Origin of the sequence: Flavobacterium rivuli WB 3.3-2 = DSM 21788, assembly GCF_000378485.1 — a bacterium.
Lineage (GTDB): Bacteria > Bacteroidota > Bacteroidia > Flavobacteriales > Flavobacteriaceae > Flavobacterium > Flavobacterium rivuli.
Window position 1 is genome coordinate 118,710 of the sequence record NZ_KB899968.1, and the last position, 18,349, is coordinate 137,058.

General features: G+C 39.7%; 18 protein-coding genes. 4 read left to right on the top strand and 14 right to left on the bottom strand.

Translation table 11 applies throughout. The annotated features are described in order from the left end of the window. Window positions 1–36: 36 nt before the first annotated feature. The 4 genes from F565_RS0107210 to F565_RS0107225 form a co-directional block, all read right to left on the bottom strand. A complete protein-coding gene (locus F565_RS0107210; RefSeq protein ID WP_020212537.1) occupies window positions 37–999 on the bottom strand; it encodes a hypothetical protein in 963 nt (320 codons plus the stop codon). 44 nt (window positions 1,000–1,043) lie between these two features. Further along, on the bottom strand, window positions 1,044–1,547 hold the full coding sequence (locus F565_RS0107215; protein ID WP_020212538.1) for a hypothetical protein: 504 nt from the start codon (window positions 1,545–1,547) through the stop codon (window positions 1,044–1,046). A gap of 183 nt (window positions 1,548–1,730) precedes the next feature. Beyond that, a complete protein-coding gene (locus F565_RS0107220; protein WP_020212539.1) occupies window positions 1,731–3,515 on the bottom strand; it encodes an AMP-dependent synthetase/ligase in 1,785 nt (594 codons plus the stop codon). Between the two features lie 138 nt (window positions 3,516–3,653). Then, entirely contained in the window at window positions 3,654–4,244 is a 591-nt protein-coding gene (locus tag F565_RS0107225; RefSeq protein ID WP_020212540.1) for an LURP-one-related family protein, read from the bottom strand. Between the two features lie 242 nt (window positions 4,245–4,486). Here F565_RS0107225 and mutL point away from each other — a divergent pair, with 242 nt between their 5' ends. The 4 genes from mutL to F565_RS0107245 are packed head-to-tail and all read left to right on the top strand — an operon-like array spanning window position 4,487 to window position 9,168. Further along, a complete protein-coding gene (gene mutL / locus F565_RS0107230) occupies window positions 4,487–6,367 on the top strand; it encodes a DNA mismatch repair endonuclease MutL (RefSeq protein ID WP_020212541.1) in 1,881 nt (626 codons plus the stop codon). Beyond that, on the top strand, window positions 6,364–7,185 hold the full coding sequence (locus F565_RS0107235; RefSeq protein WP_020212542.1) for a rhomboid family intramembrane serine protease: 822 nt from the start codon (window positions 6,364–6,366) through the stop codon (window positions 7,183–7,185). Before mutL ends, F565_RS0107235 begins: the two co-directional genes overlap by 4 nt. Window positions 7,186–7,189: 4 nt before the next feature. After that, window positions 7,190–8,092 (top strand): rhomboid family intramembrane serine protease, encoded by a 903-nt coding sequence (locus F565_RS0107240; protein ID WP_026299935.1) that lies wholly within the window; start codon window positions 7,190–7,192, stop codon window positions 8,090–8,092. Window positions 8,093–8,124: 32 nt separating this feature from the next. Then, complete coding sequence (locus F565_RS0107245; protein ID WP_020212544.1) at window positions 8,125–9,168, top strand: endonuclease/exonuclease/phosphatase family protein; 1,044 nt, start codon at window positions 8,125–8,127, stop codon at window positions 9,166–9,168. Window position 9,169: 1 nt separating this feature from the next. Here the strand turns inward: F565_RS0107245 and F565_RS0107250 are convergent, their stop codons facing one another. The 10 genes from F565_RS0107250 to F565_RS22835 all read right to left on the bottom strand — a co-directional run bounded on the left by F565_RS0107250 (window position 9,170) and on the right by F565_RS22835 (window position 18,320). Beyond that, window positions 9,170–9,784: a WbqC family protein gene (locus F565_RS0107250; RefSeq protein ID WP_020212545.1), complete on the bottom strand. Its 615-nt coding sequence runs from the start codon at window positions 9,782–9,784 to the stop codon at window positions 9,170–9,172. Window positions 9,785–9,800: 16 nt separating this feature from the next. Next, window positions 9,801–10,172 (bottom strand): four helix bundle protein, encoded by a 372-nt coding sequence (locus F565_RS0107255; RefSeq protein WP_020212546.1) that lies wholly within the window; start codon window positions 10,170–10,172, stop codon window positions 9,801–9,803. A 69-nt stretch (window positions 10,173–10,241) separates the two neighbouring features. Next, complete coding sequence (gene lepB / locus F565_RS0107260) at window positions 10,242–11,939, bottom strand: signal peptidase I (protein ID WP_020212547.1); 1,698 nt, start codon at window positions 11,937–11,939, stop codon at window positions 10,242–10,244. A 48-nt stretch (window positions 11,940–11,987) separates the two neighbouring features. After that, entirely contained in the window at window positions 11,988–12,686 is a 699-nt protein-coding gene (dapB, locus tag F565_RS0107265) for a 4-hydroxy-tetrahydrodipicolinate reductase (protein ID WP_020212548.1), read from the bottom strand. A gap of 2 nt (window positions 12,687–12,688) precedes the next feature. Beyond that, a complete protein-coding gene (locus tag F565_RS0107270; protein WP_020212549.1) occupies window positions 12,689–13,258 on the bottom strand; it encodes a DUF5683 domain-containing protein in 570 nt (189 codons plus the stop codon). Continuing rightward, entirely contained in the window at window positions 13,258–14,157 is a 900-nt protein-coding gene (locus F565_RS0107275) for a ParB/RepB/Spo0J family partition protein (RefSeq protein ID WP_020212550.1), read from the bottom strand. Before F565_RS0107275 ends, F565_RS0107270 begins: the two co-directional genes overlap by 1 nt. Next, complete coding sequence (locus tag F565_RS0107280; RefSeq protein ID WP_020212551.1) at window positions 14,154–14,930, bottom strand: ParA family protein; 777 nt, start codon at window positions 14,928–14,930, stop codon at window positions 14,154–14,156. Before F565_RS0107280 ends, F565_RS0107275 begins: the two co-directional genes overlap by 4 nt. Before the next feature lie 127 nt (window positions 14,931–15,057). Next, a complete protein-coding gene (locus tag F565_RS0107285; protein ID WP_020212552.1) occupies window positions 15,058–16,875 on the bottom strand; it encodes a T9SS type A sorting domain-containing protein in 1,818 nt (605 codons plus the stop codon). Window positions 16,876–17,077: 202 nt separating this feature from the next. Further along, window positions 17,078–17,962 carry an SDR family oxidoreductase gene (locus F565_RS0107290; RefSeq protein WP_020212553.1) on the bottom strand — a complete coding sequence of 295 codons (885 nt, stop codon included), beginning with the start codon at window positions 17,960–17,962 and terminating at the stop codon, window positions 17,078–17,080. A 148-nt stretch (window positions 17,963–18,110) separates the two neighbouring features. Further along, window positions 18,111–18,320: a hypothetical protein gene (locus F565_RS22835; protein ID WP_154652557.1), complete on the bottom strand. Its 210-nt coding sequence runs from the start codon at window positions 18,318–18,320 to the stop codon at window positions 18,111–18,113. Window positions 18,321–18,349 lie beyond the last annotated feature (29 nt).

The following is an 18,349-nucleotide window of genomic DNA, read 5'->3' on the forward strand; positions in this document are numbered from 1 at the left end:
TAAACTAAGCTAAACTCCCCTTATGGGGAGTTTAGCTTAGTTTTTATCTATAAGATAATAACTGTTACCTGTGCCATCCGGGTCGTTGTATGCCCTGTATACAATTGGTGCATTAAAATTGATGTCTTTTTTAAAAATGCTTTTCAATTCGCGTTTTATGGCTTCTTTTTCCCGTTTAAGCTGCACGGTATCGGTTATACTTGTGGTTGTGTAATAATTTACAGTAGGCACTATGTGGTTTAAAATAGCGCGGGGCTCTATCCTTAATAGTGTAGGTTTAGTACGAATTTTTTGCAATGCGATAGGAAAGGTATATTTGTCATCAATAGCTGCCTCCAGGTCTTTTGCATATTCAATGATCTCGTTGGTGTTATTCCATTTTAACTTCTTGTCTGTATCACGATCTATAAGGTCGCTGGCATTACGGGCTAAGGTGTAAGCATTAACCAAATAACCTTTTTCATCATCCTGTTTTGCTAACCGGTAATAATCATTCACGCTTTTACCCCAGTTGCCAAAGCCAAAAATATCAACGGCATATATTTTCCAGCCCTCATCTGTAAGGCCGTAGGTTATAACAAGGAGTGAATCAAACTGGTGGCCGGACACTTTTAAAACAGATATGTACGACTGTGGTTTATCGTTACTAAAAGTAAAGGTATAATCATGTTCTTTAGAGGTTACTTCTGTTTTTACGTACCTCTCTGTATTGGTTACAAAAAATTCATCGTATACTGAATACTTCGGCTTAAATATCCCTTTTTTAAAAAGATCAGATGGTTTTATAGTACTGGTTTGCCTGTGTTTTTTATATTCGGGAGATTCTAAGGCATAATATATTTGCAGGTTGCTGGTTGCCATAGCGGCGATAAGGCTATCGTTTTTGTTACTAATTGTTTTGCGTAGTTTAGCATCTATGCTTTTGTTTGCTGTAGTATTTCCTGAATTGCAGCTTTGCAGAATGATTAATGCTAAAAATAGTAGTAAAATTTTTTTCATAAAGTGGTGTGGTTGGCAAATAGTGCATAGGGGATTTATAGATATTACTCTTTCTTCCTAAACCCTTTTATAGTTAACAGTACCGAAGCTGTAGCATCCGGGTTAGTGCTGTCTTTATCGCGAAAATTAAATATGCTTACTTTCCTTACTGATGATAATTCTATACGGTAATTTTCAGGATCGGTAACATACTTGTCGTTAACCATGAGTTTTATAATCGTAGCCCTTTTAATTTTTGAAGATCCTGCCTTCAACGATTCAATAAAATCTTTCAGGGGTATAATATCGCCCTGTAGTTTACGTGTTATTAAGGTAGCGCCTTCAGCATCTGCTTTAGATGTTTCAGCCTTAAAAACTTTTGTTTCCAGTATATTATCGGGGTCAAGATATATGTGCGGCCTGTCTATCTTAACGCTGTCCAGGTACACCTCCCCGGGTTGTGCCGTAAGTGTTTTAGAAATATATATAGGTTTTCCTGAGTTTACTTTTTCCTGAGCTATTGTAAGTAATGGCAATGATAGCAGGGCAGCAATCAATAATTTTTTCATGACAATCTTTATTCTAAACTTTTTATAATTTTTTCTTTCGTGTCAGTAAGCAGTAGCGTGTTATTGCTGTAAATCCCCGCTGTTTTGGCAGTTTGCTAATGTAATTATTTTTTTAATTACCCACGAAAAATAAACTGTGGCTATTGCCAACAAAAAACTCCCCTTACGGAGAGTTTAAATGTATTAAATTTTATCAGAGTTGCCATATATCTTCTCATACAGCTTTTGGTATTTTTCTTTAACAACCTTACGTTTCAGTTTTAGGGTAGGGGTCATTTCGCCACCTTCCACACTCCATACTTCGGGGGTTATCTCAAATTTTTTAACCTGCTCCCAATGCCCGAATTTTTTATTGATACCGTCTACCTCTTCCTGTATCCTGTCGTGCACCTCTTTGCTGTCGGCAATTTCCTGGTTAGAACCCAGGGTGAGCCCTTTGCGCGACGCCCATTGTTTTACAAAGGCAAAATCCGGCTGAATAAAAGCAGCAGGCATTTTTTCGCCATCGCCTATAACCATTATCTGCTCTATAAAGCGGCTTTGCTTCATAGCGTTTTCTATAAGCTGTGGTGCAATGTATTTACCACCGCTGGTTTTAAACATTTCCTTTTTACGGTCGGTAATTTTAAGGAAACCTTCGCTGTCTACATTGCCAATATCTCCGGTATGAAAATATCCGTCTTTTAAAGCCTCGGCCGTTTTCTCAGGATCGTTAAAATAGCCCATCATTACATTAGGGCCTTTGCAAAGTATCTCGCCATCTTCGGCAATTTTTACTTCTACACCTTTAAGTAATTTACCTACAGTGCCTATTTTAAAGCCCCTGTTTCGCTGGTCGTTAACCGCAATAACGGGAGAAGTCTCTGTGAGTCCGTAACCCTCCATAACCGGAATTGTTGCAGCCGCAAACACACGTGCGAGCCTTGGCTGTATGGCAGCGCTACCGCTAACCATAAGGCTTAAATTACCACCCAGGCCTTCTTTCCATTTACTGAAAATAAGTTTACGTGCCAGCCATAGTTTAGCGCCATAAATTGGCCCGTTGGCACCATAAGGTTCATATTCAAGACCAACATCTACTGCCCAGAAAAACAGTTTTTTCTTGATGCCTGTGAGTGCCGACCCTTTTGCAATAATAGCGTCATACACTTTTTCCAGCAGTCGCGGTACGGCTGTTATAACATGGGGCTTAACCTCTTTTATGTTGTCGCTTACTTTTTCTATGCTCTCTGCAAAATAAATAGATACTCCCACATATTGATATATGTACAAAATCATGCGCTCATAAATATGGCATACGGGCAAAAAGCTGAGTGCTACACTTTCGCCTTTTACAAACGGTACCCGCTCTTCGCTCATTAGCACATCGCTTACAATGTTCTTGTGCGAAAGCATTACGCCCTTTGGTCTGCCTGTAGTACCCGATGTGTATATTATGGTAGCAAGTTCATCTTCTTTAATGGTATTCTTTATATCTTCAACCTGCTGCTGGTTAGAGGTATTTTTACCCAATTCTAAAATCTCATTCCAGTTTTTGCAGCCCTTAATATCGTCAAAAGAATAAATTTCTTTCAGCCTGGGTACATTGCCTTTAATGGAATTTATCTTGTCAAACAATCCCTGGTCAGAAACGATGCAGTATGTAGACTCCGAGTGATTAAGGATGTATTCGCAATCCTCTTCAGATATTGTAGGGTATACCGGTACGTTCTGTGCGCCCGTTTGCAATATGCCTATATCGATAATATTCCATTCGGTCCTGTTAGTAGAAGATATAACGGCTATTTTGTCATTTTTTTGTATGCCCAGGCGCAGTAATCCACGCGAAAAAGCGTTGGCTTTATCAAGGTATTCCTGCGTTGAGGTTTTTACCCACTCGTTTCCGTACTTGGTTACCAGTGCTGCGGTAAGGTTATATTTTTCGAGCTGGTAGTATGGGAAATCGAATAAACGGGTTATGTTATCCATAAATTTTAAGAATATAATATCTATGCAAATTATGAAATATTATTTTATAAACCAATAATTTCAGGATATCATATTTTTTAATACCAATAAAAAACCACCCGTAACTATGGGGTGGTTTGGTAAAAAATATCGTAAATGTTACTTGCTTTCCTTAAGTACCATATCTATGGTTATAGCGCCTGCAAGTATGGCAATTTTACTTTCCCTGTCAAGATAGTCAGGGCTTACCATAACGTTATACTTATCTGCGGTGGTAAAAATCTCTTTTAAGGCACCTGCCCATTTTTTAGAGATCACACCAATTTGCGCTCCCTTAGCATCCTGAATGGTAAAATTCCAGGCTTTCCAGTCGCCGGTAATTTCGGCAATAAGAACCTCTGATGGGTTGTATATCTGAAAAGTAGGCTTAAAGAATTTAAACTTCTGTTTAATAGTTCCCAATACTGTTCCTTTAGGATCTGCAATGGTAATTTTTGACATCCAGAACGTCCATCCGCGCGATATCGTAGCCTCTACGCCGCCCTCTGCATTTTGAATTTCCAACAGGAACGGCAGCATAGGTTTATTAAGTATTAGCCTTAGTGCTTTTTGCCCTGCAGTAAGCTTTTGTTTAATGGCGCCTACATTTTCGCCTTTGTCGTTAAATACATTGTACTGGTTTTCAAATTTAAACATGTTTACTTTCTCATCAATGAAAAAGCTGTTAGCATCAAAAAAATTAGAACTCATCTGGTGGTTTGTTGGTTAAAAATTGTGGTGTGAAGGTAAAATAATTTCATAAACTTATATAATCTGTAAGATAATGTTTAGGATAAATTTAAGTAATGTGGTTTAAGCGAAGCCCCGCAAGCCCCATTCATCTAAAAAATAAATAATTACCCTACGCCCACATTTCAAAACCAGCATCCTTCCCCATTCCACAATAAATATGTAACTTTGGGCTACTAATATTACCGTTATAAAACCATACAATGTCGAGCATTATACAGTTACTTCCAGACCATGTTGCCAACCAGATCGCTGCCGGAGAGGTGGTGCAACGGCCGGCATCGGTGGTTAAAGAATTATTGGAAAATGCTGTTGATGCCCGCGCTACAGAGATTAAACTCATTGTAAAAGATGCCGGTAAAACCCTTGTGCAGGTTATAGATAATGGCCTGGGTATGAGCGTTACCGATGCGCGGCTGTGCTTTGAGCGCCATGCCACATCCAAGATTCGCCTTGCCGAAGACCTTTTCTCGCTGCATACTAAAGGCTTTAGGGGAGAGGCACTTGCTTCTATTGCGGCTATTGCCCACGTAGAGCTTAAAACCAGGCAGGAGCAGGAAGAGCTGGGTACACACCTTGTTATAGAGGGGAGTAAATTTACCTCGCAGGAAGTGGCGGTATTGCCTAAGGGCACGTCGTTTTCCGTAAAAAACCTGTTCTTTAATATCCCTGCACGCCGCAATTTTTTAAAAAGCGACACAGTAGAGTTTAGGCATATTGTAGACGAATTTGAGCGTGTTGCCTTAGCACATGCCAACATTAGTTTTATGCTGTACCACAATGGCAGCGAAATGTTTAACCTGCCGGCAAGCAATACCCGCCAGCGTATTGTAAACATTTTTGGCGGACGTACCAACGAGAAACTTGTTCCTGTTAAAGAAAGTACTGAGATAGTAGAGATTCAGGGGTTTGTAACCAAGCCGGAGTTTGCCAAGAAAAACAGGGGCGAGCAGTTTTTTATTGTAAACAACCGTTTTATAAAAAGTGGCTACCTGCACCATGCCGTTATGGCGGCTTACGAAGGCCTGCTTAAAGACGGCTGCCAGCCCGGGTATTTTATTTATCTGGATGTGCCGCCCAATACTATAGATATTAACATTCACCCTACCAAGACCGAAATAAAATTTGACGATGAGCATGCGCTCTACGCCATTATGCGATCGTCTATAAAACATAGCCTGGGGCAGTTTAACGTGAGCCCGGTGCTGGATTTTGAGCGTGATGCCAACCTTGACACACCTTATAATTATGAGGCTAAAGAGGCTGTAATGCCCGAAGTTCATGTAGACCGTAACTATAACCCGTTTGCTGTAGAAGAAAAACCTGTAAGGTCGGCTTCCATGTCATCGGGGTCGGGAAGTTTTTCGTCGCCCTCGTTCAGGAAAACGCAGTCGCAGCCTGCCTGGGAGAGTTTGTATACCGGTATAAGCACATCATCATCGGAAGATATTGCCGAAATTAATTTTGAATCGGAGGAAGTTACCGGCTCACTCTTTAACGATACCGAAGTGGAGCAGGCGGTGTATAAAACCTACCAGATACATAAAAAATATATTGTAAGCCCTATAAAATCGGGGCTATTGATAATAGACCAAAAGCGTGCCCACCAGCGCATTATGTATGAGCAGTTTTTGCGCAGCATAACTGTGCAACATGCTGCAAGTCAGCAATTGTTATTCCCGTTGGTACTGCATTACAACAAGACCGAACTGGAACTGATTAAAGAAATGCAGGATGCGCTGCAAAATACCGGTTTTGTATTTGCCGAAATTAACCATGACCACATTGTAGTATCGGGACTTCCGGTTAATGTGTCCGAAAGCGAAGTCTCTATTTTACTGGAAGAATTAATAAACGACCTGCAGCAGGAAGTACCCGATAGCAGTTTTAGCCAAAGCGACAGCATAGCAAAATCTATGGCACGAAGTTTGGCGGTTAAAACAGGAGTACTCCTTAGCGAGCGTGAGCAGGAAAACATGGTAAACTCCCTTTTTGCCTGCAAGGAGCCCAATGTTTCACCTTTTAATAAACCAACTTTCATTACCCTGAGTGTGGAAGACCTTGATAAACGATTTGCAATATGATGCGTATAACCGAGACTGTTAAGCACTTAATAATATTAAACATTGTTTTTTTTATAGGGAGTTATCTGGCTCCCGGTGTTGTTGATTATTTAACACTGCACTCGGTGCAAAGCGATAAATTTAAGGTTTGGCAATTGATCACACACATGTTTATGCATGGTGGCATACCGCATATCTTTTTTAATATGTTTGCACTATTTTCTTTTGGCGGATTGCTTGAGCAGATGTGGGGACCTAAAAAATTTATTTTCTTTTATATCTCCTGTGGTCTTGGGTCTGCAGCATTGCATTTAGGAGTTACTTATTATGAGTTACAACATGTTTTAGATGGTGCATCGATGCTTAATCTTGATAAGAATACATTGCATGAAATACTTAATGTAAATTTTTCTGATGGAAAGTATCTGAGAGGCGATTTATTTAAGGCTCAGGTTGAACCTATTTTAGCACATGCCGGAAAGATAGATCTTGTTAATCAAAACCCCGGTAGCTTTCAAAGCCTTTTTGACGCTGCACGATTAAATCAGATACCTATGCTTGGTGCATCAGGTGCAATATATGGTTTGCTTGTAGCGTTTGCCTTTATGTTCCCCAATGCCGAGTTAATGCTTATGTTTATCCCTATCCCTATAAAGGCAAAATATTTTGTGCCGGTACTACTTGCCTACGATTTATTTTCCGGAGTAAGGGGGCAGTCAGTATTTGGCGGCAGTAGCGATGGCGTAGCACACTTTGCGCATTTAGGAGGGGCAGTGTTAGGCTTTTTAATGATGTGGTACTGGAAAAAAAATCAATACAACGGCAACCGCTGGAACTAACTTTATGAGCATAATAAACGATTTAAAAATGGAATATAGGGTGGGGGGCATTGTGCAACGCCTTATTTTTTGGAACGTTGGCCTTTTTGCCATCCCCATGGTCGTGTTCAGTATTTTGTCGCTCCTTAATGTAGATATTTCTTTTTTGCGCTGGGATATTCCCGGTGCTACCGATTGGCTCAGCCTTTCATCCAATCCTGCCGATTTACTCTGGAAACCCTGGTCTATAATAGGCTATGCTTTTTTGCATGCCGGCTTTACACATATACTGTTTAATATGCTTATGCTGTTTTTTGCAGGCAGGCTGTTCCTTACATTCTTTACCCAAAAGCAATTGTTTGGGGTGTATGTTCTCTCTGCAATTTTTGCGGGTGCGATTTTTATACTGGGCTATCAAACATTGCCCATGCTTACGGGTGTAACTACTAAAATGGTGGGTGCATCGGCATCTATTATGGCATTGCTTATAGCTACGGCAGTCTACGCACCAACTTATAGTGTTCGCCTTATGCTTATTGGTACGGTTAAACTGTGGCACATAGCCCTGGCATTTGTTATAATCGACCTAATTTATGCTTCTGCCGAAAATACAGGTGGGCATATAGCACACCTTGCCGGCGCATTGTTTGGATTTGTTTATATAAAATTATTGAAAAACAGTACAGATCTGACTAAAGGGATCTCTGCAATTACAGAGGGTTTGGGTGGTTTATTTAAAACGCGCAAACAACAACCTTTTAAAAAGGTGCACCGCAATCCTGCACCGTCTACACCAAAGGCTGCAGGCACAAGGCCTAAGAGCATTACACAAAAACAAATTGACGATATTCTTGATAAAATAAGCCGTTCCGGATACGACAGCCTTACCAAAGAAGAGAAGGATTTTTTATTTAAAGTTGGTAAATAATAAGTAGTTTTGGTACTACACAAAGGCAGTAAATGAAAAAACTCTCGTGGTTTAATAAGGTAATCTATTTTCTCAATATTGTGCTTACTGTCCTAACAGTAATAGCATACATATTGCCGTTTATGGCGCCTAAACTTTTCCCGCTGCTGTCAGTTTTTACGCTGGTTATGCCGCTCATGTTGGTGCTTAATTTTATCTGCTTTTTGTATTGGATGTTTCAGGCAAAGAGGCAAATGCTGCTTAGCGGTCTTATACTCTTGCTGGGTATTACTTTTGTGAGTAAATTTTACCGTTTCTCGGGCAAAGAACTTCCTGCCGATAAAGACGATTTTACATTAATGAGCTACAATGTGCGCCTGTTTAATTTATACGACTGGCTGCCCGACCGTGACATTGCTACTAAAATACCTGCGTTTATAAAAGAACAAAACCCGGATATTTTGTGCCTGCAGGAATATAACAAAATAGGCGATACCTCTTTTAAGAGCTATAAATACAAATACATTTTTAAGATGGCCGGCCAAACGGGGCAGGCTATCTATTCACGTTACAAGATTATAGGCAAGGGCGATATACAGTTTCCGGGTTCTGCTAATAATGCCATTTATGCCGATATTAAGAAAGGTAAAGATACCATACGGGTATACAGCATGCACTTGCAGTCGATTAAAATAAGCCCTGATATCCACGAAAATATAGACGAAGAAAAATCTAAAATTATCTTTAACCGCATTAGTGCAGCATTTAAAAAACAACAGCTTCAGGCAGAGCTGGTTGCAAAGCATAAAAATGAATGCCCATACCCCATGATTATTTGCGGCGACCTTAATAACAGCGCATTTTCTTATGTTTACCGTAGTGTGAGGGGAAATATGAATGATGCTTTTGAAGAAGCCGGGAAAGGTTTTGGCAGGTCATACGATTTTAAATATTATCCTGCCCGGATAGATTATGTGTTTACCGATAAACTTATTGATGTAAAACAATATACTACGTTTTCCAGTTTCATAAATTCAGACCATTTTCCTATAATGACACGCCTTTGTTTTGAAGCGCAGAATGACGACGAAAAGTAAATTATAGATTTTGGCTCTTTAAATATTCAAGCGCATAACGGCCTTCGTTAAACAAAAGGTCGAGTATGCTAAGGTTGTTAATGTACCCATGCTTATCGCCAAATACCTGTGTATATTCTTCAAATTCAGATGTGTCTTTCTTACCGTTCACTAAGTAACGAAAATCGGTTACATCTTTAGGCTCCAGTATAAATTCATCTGTCTTCTTGTAGCTAAGATCCATACCGAGACAAGAAGTTATAACTTCTAAAGCCTGAAAATTAAGATCCATCATAAAGGTGTGCTTTTTCTCGAATACAGGGCGGATATCATCTTCAAAATACTCAAAGAAAGGGGAAGCCCTGTAAGCTGCCTCAAGCGATTTAAAATGCTGCTTACGCCAGTCAAATGCCTGTTCTATCTTAACATCCTTAAACATTTGCCTGCCTTGCTCTACATTATGCTTAACCGGTATATTAAGTAGCTGTATACCGTTAGGGCTGTATATATACATACGGTTACGATTGGTTTGCTTCTGGAAGTTATCCTCCACTTCAAAGGTTACCGAATCTGCTTTGGCCATTGCCACAAAATGGCTTATAGAAGGAAAGTAAGTAGGGTGTATTAAAATGTCCATTAATAAAGGTATCTGGTTATTTGTTGATTTGGTTAATTTGAAAATTGCGCAAACCATTAAGCTTGTTTGTTATACTCTCCAGTAAAATTCTTGAGTCCTGATATTGCTTTTCAGTTATAAAATCAAGTTCAAATGAAATAATTATCTGATTTAAAACTTCTACTGCTGAACTGAAAGCCATAACTGTAAAATGTGCTTTATCTTTATAAGAGTTTCTTGCAGAGCCTTCAGCTACATTAGAACATATTGATATTGCAGCTCTTCTTAATTGGCTTACCAAGACATATTTTTCTGAATCAGGAAAACCAGATGTCAACTTATAAATAGTCTTGGTAAATTCTTTAGCTTCAATCCAAACCTCTAATTTTTCAAAAGAGTACACATACATTTTCTAAACAAATTTATTAACCATTAAATCAAATAACCAAATTAACAAATAATCGAATTATCAATAAATCTATTCTGCAGTTTTACGTTTCTTTCTGAAAAAATCAAAAACAAACCATGCAACTAATAAGCCAATAAAATATTTAAAATACGATACAGGTTCGCCACTACCGCCCACGGTAGTAAACAGCCTCTCCCAACGAATTTTTTTGCTTATGTTGCTCCATTTAACATCCTGGTCTAAACTCATCCAGATAAATACCGGTTTACCTACAATGTGGTTTTCGGGCACGAAGCCAAAATAACGGCTGTCTAAAGAGTTGTGGCGGTTATCTCCCATCATCCAGTAATAATCCTGTTTAAAGGTATACGAAGTAGCAACCTTACCGTTAATACGAATTTCGTTACCCGTAACTTTAAGGTCATTGTTTTCGTAATCGGCAATAATAAGTTTGTAAAGCGGTAGTGTCTCTGTAGTTAAAGCAACAGTTGCTCCTTCTTTTGGCAGAGTAATCGGCCCCATATTATCTTGTGTCCATGCAGGCTGGTTACCGGGAAACACACCCGATCCGTCCTGGGCTATAACCCTTACAACAGAAGCTATGCCTGCAAGTTTTTTAAGTTTATCTGCTTTTTCAAAAGTAAGGTTTGCAACAAAAGAGCTGCCGCCACCATCGGTTAGCTTTATCTGAGACTGGTTTATCAACTCAACCGGAATACCATTTAAATCGGTAACAATATATAGTGAACCGTCATTTTGCTGCCTGTAACCCTTAACGTAGTTCTTAATAGCCTGTATCTGTTCGTTAGTAAACCCGGGCGCAATAGTGTATGATTTGGTTACATCTGTAATGCCAAGTTTTTCAAGTTCATAGGCAGCTACCTGCCCGTTAGTGGTAACAGTGTAACTATACTGTACTTTAGCCCTGTCAGAAAGTTTAAGTTCTGCCCCGCCTATATAAACAATACCGTTACGCACTTCAAGAACATCTCCGGGCACACCTACGCAACGTTTTACGTAGTTCGTTTTTTTGTCAATGGGTTTATGTACCGGTGCGCTTTTAGGGTTTGTGTAATACGTTAAAGTATCTGCCGGCCAGTTAAATACAACAATGTCATTTTTCTTAACTTTCTCAAAGCCCGGCAGCCTCATGTAAGGCAGTTGTGGCCAGTTGCTGTACGAACGTTTGTTTAAAACAGGGATAGTATCGTGTACCATAGGGGCAGCAACAACCGTCATGGGTATACGTGCACCATAATTAACTTTGCTTACAAAAAGAAAATCGCCTACAAGCAATGTTTTCTCTAATGATGCTGTTGGTATATTAAACGGCTGTAATACATAAGTGTGCACTATTGTGGCAACCACAATAGCAAACAGTAACGAGCTTACAGTGTCGCCGCCTTTGCTTTTAGCCCTTAAGTCGCGCTCTTTAATGTGGTTTACGTCCTGAGTGTAGTTAATATAATAGATATAAAAACCGAGGGTTACAATACCAAGAACAGTATCTGTAGTGGTGTTTTTGCCAAAGCTGCGTAATGTTTCTACCCATACTACCGGAAACATTATAAGATTTACAACAGGTACAAAAAGCAATATTACCCACCATGCAGGGCGGCCAATAATACGCATTAAAACTACTGCGTTATAAACCGGTATAGCAGCTTCCCAGGCTTGCCTGCCTGCTTTTTGATACAATTTCCATGTGCCTAAAAAATGTACTACCTGTACTGCAAGGAAAAATATAAACCATTGTACTATTGTCATCTCTTCTATAATTTTTTATATCTATATGTAGTATATTACATAAAAATGTTACAGGCCTAAAACATCTTTCATACTATAAACGCCTTGTTTGCCTATAATCCACTCTGCGGCTATAACGGCACCCAGCGCAAAACCCTCACGGTTGTGGGCAGTATGTTTAATTTCTATAGCATCTACTTCGCTGTTGTAAGTAACAGTATGCGTGCCCGGTACACCCTCAACTCTTTTGGCATCAATAAAAATATCGCCTTCTTTTGGATTGCCAATGGCCCAGCCTGCATAGTCAGAATTATTAATGATATCTTTAGCCAGTGTTATGGCAGTACCGCTTGGCGCATCAAGCTTTTGGGTATGGTGCACTTCTTCCATAGATACCTTATATTGCTTAAGGTTTGCCATCATTTTAGCGAGGTAGGTGTTAAGCTCAAAAAAAATATTTACACCAAGGCTAAAGTTAGAGCCATATATAAAAGCACCCTTTTTTTCTTCGCACAGCTGTGCCATATTATGGTAATGTTCCAGCCAGCCGGTTGTGCCACTAATAACGGGAACATTGCTGTTTAAACAAGCCGATATATTGCCTATCGCAGCATCAGGAATACTGAAATCTATTGCAACATCGGCATCTTCCAGACCTTCAAAGCTATCATTGCTTTTTTTTCTTAAAACTATTTCGTGGCCTCTTTGCAAAGCAATATTTTCTATCACTTTACCCATTTTGCCATAACCTAACAGTGCAATTTTCATGGTTAAAACTTGTAGTTTAGGGTAAGCCCTAAATTGTATTTGTAGTCTATTTGATTTTGCTGTACAGAGGGTAGCAGCGAAAGGTTCTCGTTTACGTTAAACTGCTTTAAGTGGGCATCTACATTGGCATCTACAATATTTAGCAGGTAAATACCAATGGTAAAAAACATGGAAAGGTCGCGGTTGCGCTGGTAAAATTTCTGGCCCCTTATAAGCCTGTCGCCATTAAGTTCAGACAGGGTTCCTGTAACCGGACGGCCGGCAAGTTTATCTTTATAGGCATCGCGGTATTCATGGTACTTTTTATTATTCCAGCTGTAGTAATAAATACTAAGGCCCATACCACCCCAGGCAATAGGTGCTTTCCAGTACCTTTTGTTATATATCTGGCCAAGGCCCGGTACTAACCCCGAATAAAATGCAGCCCTGGCAGGTGCCAACGGATCCATTTTATAAGGCTTAAGCAGTACCGAGTCCTGTTTTATAATATCTACTTTTAGTTCGTTATCCTGCGCAAAAGCCGGTAACGAAAAAAAGAATAGTGTTATGAGTATGAAAAGTATGTTTTTCACTAACCTTTTATAAGTTTAATGATCCTGTTAAAATCTTCCTGAGAGCTAAAAGGTATCGTGATCTTTCCTTTTCCTTTGCCGTCTATCTTTACATCAACTTTCGCACCAAAAAAATCAGTGATCGTTTTTTGTTCTTCCTGCTCTACATTAAATGAGCTGCTTTTGGCTGGTAGTTTTTCTGCGGGGGCAGGAGTACCCTCGTGGTAACTCTTTACTAAAGCCTCCGTTTCGCGTACCGAAAGGTTTTCGCTCACAATTTTCTGGTAAATATCTGCCTGTGCGTCGTGGTCTTCTATGTTAATAATAGCACGCCCGTGACCCATGGTTATAAAACCATCGCGTATGCCGGTCTGGATAATAGGGTCAAGCTTTAACAGGCGAAGGTAATTAGCAATTGTAGAGCGTTTTTTGCCCACACGGTCGCTCATTTGCTCCTGTGTAAGCTGTATCTCGTCTATAAGCCTTTGGTAAGAAAGGGCAATCTCTATAGGGTCAAGGTCATGGCGCTGAATGTTCTCTACCAGTGCCATTACTAACGAGTCATTATCGTTTGCAATACGTATGTAAGCAGGTATATGTGTTAGCCCGGCAAGTTTAGATGCGCGTAGCCTTCGTTCCCCACTAATAAGCTGGTATTTGTTATATTCCTGTTTACGTACGGTAATAGGCTGTATAACACCAAGCTCTTTAATAGAAGTGCTTAATTCGCGTAATGATTCTTCGTTAAAATTTGTCCTGGGCTGAAAAGGGTTTATCTCTATGGCATCAATTTCCAGTTCGATTATATTACCCACCACTTTATCGGCGTTTTTATCATCTACCGATTTAATGTCATTTTCAGGATCTTTTAATAATGCCGATAATCCCCTCCCAAGGGCTTGCTTTTTTATGGCTTTCATAAACCTACTTTACTGTTTTTCTTTATAATTTCTTCGGCAAGCTGCAGGTAATTTGTAGCACCCTTGCTTGTAGCATCATAGTTTATAATGCTTTCGCCATAACTTGGTGCTTCGCTTAATTTTATATTACGCTGAATGATGGTGGTAAAAACCATATCATGAAAATGCTTTTGCACCTCTTCCACAACCTGGTTAGATAACCTTAAGCGCGAATCATACATGGTAAGCAACAGTCCTTCTATATCTAACTCCGGATTGTGTATTTTTTGTACGCTCTTTATAGTATTTAACAGTTTGCCTAAGCCCTCCAGTGCAAAGTATTCGCACTGTATAGGTATTACAACGCTATCGGCAGCAGTAAGTGCATTAAGTGTTAACAGGCCTAAAGATGGTGCGCAGTCTATAAGTATATAGTCGTACTCGTCTTTAACGCTTTCCAGTGCCTGTTTAAGCATGTATTCCCTGTTCTCCTTATCTACAAGCTCTATCTCAATTGCAACAAGATCTATATGTGCAGGTATAACCCACACGTTTGGAGCAGAACATTCTATGATAGCCTCTTTTGGTGTGCTGCTGTGTTCGAGTATTTGGTAGGTGCCAATCTCAACAGTCTCTACATCTATGCCAAGTCCCGAGCTTGCGTTAGCCTGGGGGTCGGCATCGATCAATAGTACTTTTTTTTCGAGTACGCCCAGCGAAGCCGCCAGGTTTACCGATGTTGTTGTTTTACCCACGCCGCCCTTTTGGTTGGCAATAGCAATGATCTTACCCATTTATGTTTGAAATTTTGGAACGGTAAAAATACGATTATTTATGGTTCCTGAAAACGGAAATTGTTAACAATACTAAATAAAAAAGCCGCACTGTGCAGTGCGGCTTAGTAATAAATATATGGTTGGTTTATTGTACTATAAGTTTTTGTGAAGCAGAAATGTTGCCTGACTCTAACTTAATAACATACATACCTGCAGATAGTGCAGACAGGTTGATGTTTTTACTTGTGCCACTTACTGTAGTTTCATAAACTTTTGCACCTGTAAGAGAGTATACACTTACATGGCCATTGTCTATATTGTTATAAGTAAGGGTTACATTTTTATTTGCAGTTGGGTTAGGGTATACGCTAAAGTTGTTAGCTTTTATAGTACCTGTACCAGCCGTAACAGCTTCCCATACTACATTATCTATAGCAGCACCGTTGTGTATAGCATCGGCAGTAATTTTAAAAGCAATAAAGCCTTGAGTAGTAGAAGCCGGTATAACGATGTTAGCATGATTTACAGATGTATCTGTTACAGAAATAGGTTCTCCTACGGCAGTAAATGTTGTAAAATCAGAAGCGCTGGTAAGTGTTCCTATTTGTACAGTAATGTTGCCTTCCGGTATTACACCGTTAGCGGCAAGTTTGTAAGTATCAAAAGATAATTCGTGAGCACCATCTATAGTAGAAACTTCCGGGGTTACAAGGTATCCTGGAGTGTTTGCAGCAAAAAGGCTGTAAAATACTGCAAACTGGTTAGTTTCGTCTTCTGTTTCGCCGGTGTATACTAATGGCATACCTGTACTTGCACTCCAGCAATTTTGCGGGAAAGCACCCGTTGTAGCAATTGTAAAGTTAGAGAAATCCTCATTTAATGTTTCTACAGCAACACATGCAGGTTCAGGAACTGCTTCCCATACTACATTATCTATAGCAGCACCGTTGTGTATAGCATCGGCAGTAATTTTAAAGGCGATAAAGCCTTGAGTAGTAGAAGCCGGTATAACAATGTTAGCATGATTTACAGATGTATCTGTTACAGAAATAGGTTCTCCTACGGCAGTAAATGTTGTAAAATCAGAAGCGCTGGTAAGTGTTCCTATTTGAACAGTAATGTTGCCTTCCGGTATTACGCCGTTAGCGGCAAGTTTGTAAGTATCAAAAGATAATTGGTGAGCACCATCTATAGTAGATACTTCCGGGGTTACAAGGTAGCCAGGAGCGTTAGCTGCAAAAAGGCTGTAAAATACTGCATACTGGTTAGTTTCGTCTTCTGTTTCGCCGGTGTATAATAATGGCATTCCTGAGCTTGCACTCCAGCAGTTTTGCGGGAAAGCACCCGTTGTAGCAATTGTAAAGTTAGAGAAATCCTCGTTTAATGTTTCTACAGCAGCACATGCAGGGGCAGGAACTGCATCCCAAACAACATTATCTATAGCAAGTGCATTGTGTACAGAATCAGCCGATAGTTTAAATGCTATGTGGCTGCCCGCAGGAGCAGATGGTATTATAATATTATTATATGTTTCTACGTCGGCAGTAGTAATAGTTATTACATCGCCAAAGGCAACAAATGTTGAAGCATCTGCTACATCGCTAATTGTACCTACCTGTAATAAAACGGTACCGTTTGGTACTGAACCGCCCATTCCAAGTTTGTATGCGTCAAAAGATAGTTGGTGTGTGCCATCAAAATTAGATACTTCAGGGCTTATTAAATAAGCATCGGTATTAACTGCAAACAGACTGTAAAAAACAGCATACTTATTACTTTCAGTTTCGGCGGTGTAAATTCTTGTTGCGCCTGATATAGACGACCAGCAGTTTTGAGGGAAAACACCTGTAGTGCCAATAGTAAAATCTGTAAAATCTTCGTTTAATGTTGTCTGAGGTTCACATTGCGCGTTTGCAAAAAGAGTAGCGCAAAGCATGCCTGCAGAAAGTAAAATTTTTTTCATGCGGTTGTTTTATTTAGATTCAGTAAGAATAATAATTCGGGGCAAATATAAATAATTAATTTATACTAAGTCTAAATAAAGCGATTAAAATCCATAAAAAAAGGCAGATTTTTTTTCTGCCTTTTTTTATTTCCCAGTCGTAGCGGCGGTTTTTAGCCGGTTAGTAATTATAACTAACTGCGACAGAAAACTGTGACCGTAATTATTCTTTATTTCTTTTTGCTTTAATCATGGCTTCGAGCATATCCCATGTTTCTTCGGGTATGGCTTCGAGCAGGTTAAACTGGCCTGCACCTTTAAGCCATTCGCCACCATCTATGGTTATAACTTCGCCATTTACATAGGCAGAAAAATCAGATACTAAATATGCGGCAATATTTGCCAGTTCCTGATGGTCGCCCACACGCTTTAAAGGCACTTTTTGTGCGAGGTCAAATTTTTCCTGAAGATCGCCGGGCAATAGCCTGTCCCAAGCACCTTTGGTAGGGAAGGGGCCGGGTGCAATGGCATTACTGCGAATGCCATATTTAGCCCATTCTACCGCGAGGCTACGTGTCATGGCCAGTACTCCGGCCTTAGCAGTAGCACTTGGCACCACGTAGGCAGATCCTGTCCAGGCATACGTGGTAACAATATTTAGTATAACCGATGATGGTTGTTTTATGTCTATCCAGTGTTTGCCAAAGGCAAGCGTACAGTTTTTAGATCCTTTAAGCACGATATCTATAACAGTGTCAAAAGCGTTTGCCGATAAACGTTCTGTAGGAGATATAAAATTGCCTGCTGCGTTATTTAGCAAAACATCTACTTTTCCAAAAGCTTCAAGCACTACCTTAAGCATATTTTCTACTTCTTCATAATGCCGAACGTCGCACTGTACGGCAAGGCATTTCCCACCGGTTTGCTCTTCGAGTTCTTTAGCCGTATTTTGAAGTTTTTCAAGATCGCGGGATGTTATGGCAACCTTAGCACCCAACTCCATAAAATATTTTGTCATGGCTTTGCCCAGTCCGCTGCCACCGCCGGTAACTACTATTACTTTATCGTTTAGCGCGCCATCGCGCAGCATTTTATCGGTATAGCTCATTTTTGTGTGTTTGTATTGTAAATATATAAAATATTATGCATGCATTAGTTTACTGCATGTTAAATACAGGTTATGCGTTAAAAGCACAAAAAAAGCCGAACCCACGTGGGTTCGGCTTTAATTTAGTTAAGCGTGATTTAAAGGCTTATTATTTTTTAACCCTTATAGGGATAAGTTTTTTCTGGTTTTTTTTAACCTGCATAAAGCCTACTGCCATGAATGCTAAAAATACAGGGTACAGCGTAATAAATACGGTATGTACAGGGAGATTTAAAATCAGTGCAAATGCTATATGAAGTATTGAAATCACGATCATGCCTACAGTTCCGATTGTAAAAAAGGGATTTAGATTTTTCATTTCCTTTTATTAGGGGATTAATTGATTAT